5 protein-coding genes and 1 pseudogene are annotated in these 5,431 nt (G+C 59.0%); 4 read left to right on the top strand and 2 right to left on the bottom strand.

Annotated features, from left to right (window positions below):
* Positions 1-40: 40 nt before the first annotated feature.
* Positions 41-340: pseudogene (locus FEM54_RS23180) on the bottom strand (ABC transporter substrate-binding protein); the annotation flags it as partial.
* Positions 324-1,343: a LacI family DNA-binding transcriptional regulator gene (locus FEM54_RS23175; RefSeq protein ID WP_017136864.1), complete on the bottom strand. Its 1,020-nt coding sequence runs from the start codon at positions 1,341-1,343 to the stop codon at positions 324-326. The gene FEM54_RS23175 and the pseudogene FEM54_RS23180, both read right to left, overlap by 17 nt.
* Before the next feature lie 220 nt (positions 1,344-1,563).
* Here FEM54_RS23175 and FEM54_RS23170 point away from each other — a divergent pair, with 220 nt between their 5' ends.
* The 4 genes from FEM54_RS23170 (at position 1,564) to FEM54_RS23155 (ending at position 5,287) form a co-directional block, all read left to right on the top strand.
* A complete protein-coding gene (locus tag FEM54_RS23170; RefSeq protein ID WP_138453241.1) occupies positions 1,564-2,661 on the top strand; it encodes a carboxynorspermidine decarboxylase in 1,098 nt (365 codons plus the stop codon).
* 28 nt (positions 2,662-2,689) lie between these two features.
* Positions 2,690-3,934, top strand: a complete 1,245-nt coding sequence (locus FEM54_RS23165) for a saccharopine dehydrogenase family protein (protein WP_017136866.1) — start codon at positions 2,690-2,692, stop codon at positions 3,932-3,934.
* Positions 3,935-4,260: 326 nt separating this feature from the next.
* Positions 4,261-4,539, top strand: a complete 279-nt coding sequence (locus FEM54_RS23160) for a hypothetical protein (RefSeq protein WP_138453239.1) — start codon at positions 4,261-4,263, stop codon at positions 4,537-4,539.
* Between the two features lie 412 nt (positions 4,540-4,951).
* Positions 4,952-5,287 (top strand): DUF6124 family protein, encoded by a 336-nt coding sequence (locus FEM54_RS23155; RefSeq protein WP_138453237.1) that lies wholly within the window; start codon positions 4,952-4,954, stop codon positions 5,285-5,287.
* Positions 5,288-5,431: the final 144 nt, after the last annotated feature.

The raw sequence follows: 5,431 nt of genomic DNA, 5'->3' as shown, positions 1-5,431 counted from the left end.
CGGGGTCTTTTAAGCCTGCGGGAATCTGCTCCCAGCCCTAGGGTTTGTAACCCTCCACCACCCCGGCTTTTTGCGCTTGTAAACCGAACGTCACGCCGTAGTACACGACGTCAGCGACCGGGGCGGCCTTTTCCGCCACCAGTTGCGCCAGCGACTGGCCGGAGTTCTTGTTGTCCAGCGGCACCTGTACGCCAGTGCTGGCGGCGATGGCCTTGAGCTGCGTGCCCCAGTCGGCCCAGTCCGGCGGGCAGTTGTAGCAAATCGCGGTTTCGGCGGCCTGGGCCAGGCTGGCCACACCGCACAACAACACAGCGGCCAGGGTTTTACTGAATGCGCGCATCGAGGGGCTCCTCATGGGGTTGAGTGCTTTCGCCAGGCCGGATATGGCAAGGCAAGCAATGGGAAATCGGGGCGTTACCGGCGATTTGCGCCAGCAGTTGGTCAATCACCGTGCTGGCCAGCAGTGCAATGGGCTGCACCACGCTGCACAGGGTCGGGTGCATCTGGGTGCCAAGGGAGATACCGTCAAAGCCCATCACCGACAGTTGCTCGGGCACATTCCAGGCATTGCGGCGCAGTTCGGCGATCAGGCTGATGGCCAGGAAATCGTTAGAGCACACCAACGCCGTGGGCGCGTCCGGGCCTTGCAGATACGGCTGGATCGCGGCAAATTCGGCCTGGGTGTGCGCCGGCATTTCGATCACGGCGCGCGGTTGAAGGCCATACGCTTTCATCGCATCGCAATACCCGGCGTAGCGCAGTCGCGCACGGTCCGATTGCAAGGCGGGCCCGGCGACCATGCTGATGCGTCGGTGCCCGGCCTCAAGCAAATACCGCGTGGCCAGCGCCATGCCCGCGCGGTTATCAACCGACACCGCGCTGTAGCCGGGGTTGCTCGGCTGGTGGTAAGCCAGCACAAACGGGGTTTGCTCCATAGCCAGGCTGTTCAGCACGCTGCTGCTCTCGGCGTCGGTGACGGTCAGCACCAAGCCATCCACACGCTGGCGCAGCAGCTCTTCGACCACCACGCTTTCGCGCTCGCAGCTGTAATCGGTGGTCGCCAGCAACAAGCTGTAGCCACGCAGCCGCGCTGCGCGCTCCATGGCCTGGAACTGTTCGGCAAACACCGGGTTGAGCAGGTTGGGCACCACCACACCGATCAGATGGGTGGTTTGCAGGCGCAACTGGCGGCCGAGCAAGTTGGGCCGAAAACCCAGCTCACGGGCAGCAGCGAACACCTGCTCACGGGTGGCCTCGCGCACCTGCTCCGGGGAGGCGAAGGTGCGGGCGGCAGTGGCGCGGGATACACCGGCCAACTGCGCAACGTCTTTCAAATCAGTCATTGTCACTCGCTTGAGATCGATCTCATTGGCGAGGACAGTAACGGGGGAATGTGGCAGGACGGTGCCAGGGAGATGACGGTTTAATGGCAGCCAGGGTTCACGAGAATGTCTTTATTGCGACGTAGGGTTCAGCAAATCCGCCCGCTAACCTTTCGATCTGATCCAAGTGCGGGCACAATGCGTGTCCTTTTTTGGCAGGCACCGCCGCAGGCTCTCAAAAATGATCAAAACGCCGTACTACCTCATCGATAAACAGAAGCTTCTGGTCAACATGCAGAAGATTGCTTACGTGCGCGAGCAGTCCGGCGCCAAGGCTTTGCTGGCGCTCAAGTGCTTTGCTACCTGGTCGGTGTTTGACCTGATGCAGCAATACATGGACGGCACCACCTCGTCGTCGCTGTATGAATTGAAGCTCGGTCGCCAGAAGTTCGAAGGTGAAGCGCACGCCTACAGCGTGGCCTGGGCCGATGACGAAATCGAAGAGATGCTGGAGAACTGCGACAAGATCATCTTCAACTCCATCAGCCAACTGCAACGTTTTGCCGAACGCAGCGAAGGCAAGACCCGCGGCCTGCGCGTCAACCCGCAGGTGAGCAGCTCCGACTATTTGCTCGCCGACCCGGCGCGCCCGTTCAGCCGCCTGGGCGAATGGGACCCGGTGAAGATCGAAGGCGTGATTGATCAAATCTCGGGCTTCATGTTTCACAACAACTGTGAGAACGACGACTTCAGCCTGTTCGACAAAATGCTCGGCACCATCGAAGAACGCTTCGGCGCGCTGCTGCACAAGGTCGAGTGGGTCAGCCTTGGCGGCGGCATCCACTTCACCGGTGAAGACTATGCCGTGGACGCGTTCTGCGCGCGCTTGAAAGCGTTCTCCGAGCAGTACGGCGTGCAGGTGTATCTGGAACCGGGTGAAGCAGCGATCACCAACAGCGCCTCGCTGGAAGTCACCGTGCTCGACACCCTCTACAACGGCAAGAACCTCGCCGTGGTAGACAGCTCCATCGAAGCTCACCTGCTGGACTTGCTGATCTACCGCCTCAACGCCAAATTAGCGCCGAGCGACGGCGAACACACCGTGATGGTGTGCGGCAAATCCTGCCTGGCCGGGGACATCTTCGGCGAGTATCAATTTGATCGTCCGCTGGCCATCGGCGATCGGCTGTCGTTCATCGACACCGCAGGCTACACCATGGTCAAGAAAAACTGGTTCAACGGCCTGAAAATGCCGTCCATCGTAGTGAAACAACTCGACGGTACAGTCGAGGTGGTTCGTGAATTTGGTTACGACGACTACCTGTCCAGCCTTTCGTAAGCTGGCGGATAAAGGAGAGATAAAGCAATTGAAAAAGAACGTTCTTATCATTGGTGCAGGAGGTGTCGCCAAGGTGGTGGCCCACAAGTGCGCGCAGCACAACGACGAACTCGGTCGTATTGCTATCGCGTCGCGCAACATCTCCAAATGCCAGGCCATCATCGACAGCGTCAAGGCCAAGGGTAGCCTCAAGGTGCCCGCCGACATCCAGGCCTTTGCGCTGAACGCTTTGGACGTGGAAGCGACCAAGGCCCTGATCCGCGAGACCGAGTCGCAGATCGTTATCAACGTGGGTTCCGCGTTCCTCAACATGTCGGTACTGCGTGCCTGCATCGACACGGGCGTTGCGTACCTGGACACCGCCATTCACGAAGAGCCGGGCAAGGTCTGCGAGACCCCGCCGTGGTACGGCAACTATGAATGGAACCACCTGGAAGAGTGCAAACAGAAGAACATCACCGCCATCCTTGGCGTGGGCTTCGACCCGGGTGTCGTCAACGCGTATGCCGCGCTGGCGCAGCAACAGCATTTCGACCGCATTGATTCAATCGATATTCTCGACGTCAATGCCGGCAGCCATGGCAAATACTTCGCCACCAACTTCGACCCGGAAATCAACTTCCGCGAGTTCACCGGGCAGGTGTGGAGCTGGCAGAACAGCCAGTGGACCAGCAACACCATGTTCGAAGTCAAACGCACCGACGACCTGCCGGTCGTCGGTTCGCAGAACCTCTACCTTACCGGCCACGATGAAGTGCACTCGCTGTCGAAAAACCTCGACGTGCCCAACGTGCGGTTCTGGATGAGCTTCGGCGAACACTACATCAACGTGTTCACCGTATTGAAAAACCTCGGCCTGCTCTCCGAAAAACCGGTCACCACCGCCGAAGGCCTGGAAGTCGTGCCGCTTAAACTGGTCAAGGCCGTGCTGCCCGACCCGTCTTCGCTCGCCCCCGGCTACACCGGCAAAACCTGCATCGGTGACCTGGTCAAAGGCACCAAAGGCGGCCAGCCACGTGAGATGTTCATCTACAACGTGGCCTGCCATGAAGAAGCCTTTGCCGAGACCGACAGCCAAGGCATCTCCTACACCGCAGGCGTGCCTCCGGTAGCCGCTGCGCTGCTGGTAGCGCGTGGCGAGTGGGATGTGAAACACATGGCCAACGTTGAGGAACTGCCGGCTGAGCCGTTCCTGAAGGCGCTGGACGTGATGGGCTTGCCGACTCGGATTAAAGACGAGCACGGTGATCGGGCTTGGGATGCGATTGCTTGATTAGGTGATTGCTGACCGAACAAAAAAATGCGCCCTCTGGGGCGCATTTTTTGTTTGGAACAAACGCAAATCTCCACCCCAATGAAGATCAACCTGTGGGAGCTGGCTTGCCTGCGATAACGGTCTTCCAGTACCGCATGGGTTGGCAGACACACTGCTATCGCAGGCAAGCCAGCTCCCACATTGAATCTCCGGTGAATGCCAAACAGTTCAAAAACCTGTCAATCCTCACAGGTTACGCCCCGCAAAAATTGCGCTAGCTTAGCCAGTCGAGAGCGCAATCATCGATTGGCTCACCCATTCATCATGAGCGAAAGGACTCGTCCATGAACCGGCCAAAACCCGCAACCCGCAACACTTCGCCGATCAAGCCACGGGCACGAAACCGTTTAGGCATCACCGCCCACCTGCCCCGCTGGGTGTTCGCGCTGCTCATTGCACTCTGCACCCTTGGCGCACTGCAAGACCGCGTCCGCCGCGTACGGCCGGTGTACGCCGTACTGCTGTGTGTCGGCGTGCTCATGCTGTTATGGGCGGGCTGGATACGCTGGTTTTCGCCTGGTTCAGAGCTCGCAGGTATGACACTCGCCATCAACGAGCGATGAAGATCAACCTGTGGGAGCTGGCTTGCCTGCGATAGCAGTGTGTCAGTCAACCCATGCGGTACTGGAAGATCGCTATCGCAGGCAAGCCAGCTCCCACAGGAGATCGCGTGCGTTCAGATATTTCCCACAGTGGTTTCAGGTTGTCGGTCGGAAGTGGGCTGACTAATCTCTGTGCCGTCGCTGCCAATTCAGCGGCCGGATTTGACCGTCCGACTTTAAAGAGCAACTGCACCCACACCGATCCTGGGCGTTTTTTTTACGCCTGATGTATCGTGTCGCGGCAGCTGTACGCGGGATACCTTCGGGTATGCCGGATTTGCTTCTTTAGCCGGTCGGTCAACCCGCGTATAGCTGCCACCCTAATTCGTTTGACCGCGAATCGTGGCAGCTCCATTTATAAAGGAGCTTCACCATGATCAAAGACAGCCCAAATCCCCCAGGCCAGCCAGACTACGACACCAGCACCCTGCACGAAGTGGCCTACCGTGCGATCGCCCACTACCTCAACTCCAGCAAACCCATTCCCGAGCCCAGCGAAGGCATCTTCACCGTGCGCGCCGACCTGGGCACCGAAACCCTGCTGGTCAACGCTTCCCAGGACTTGGCGTCCATCAGCGATATCGCCAACCACCTGGCGTTTGAAATCGACGGCTCCCAACGCAATGTCGCGCTGGGCATCTGCCGCATGCTCGAAGGTGTGCAACTGCTGGTGGACAAAGCTCTGAACGTAGCGCACCCAGCCGCCTGAAGATCGTTTCCACGCGTTGTGAACGATCAACCTCAAAACCGATGAAGATCAATAGGTGGGAGCTGGCTTGCCTGCGATGACGGCCTTTCAGTACCGCATGGGTTGACTGACACACTGCTATCGCAGCATAGGTATCTACACAAC

It is taken from the genome of Pseudomonas edaphica, assembly GCF_005863185.1.
GTDB classification, from domain to species: Bacteria; Pseudomonadota; Gammaproteobacteria; order Pseudomonadales; family Pseudomonadaceae; genus Aquipseudomonas; species Aquipseudomonas edaphica.
Note: the sequence above shows the minus strand (reverse complement) of the source record. Positions and strands in the feature narration are given on the sequence as shown.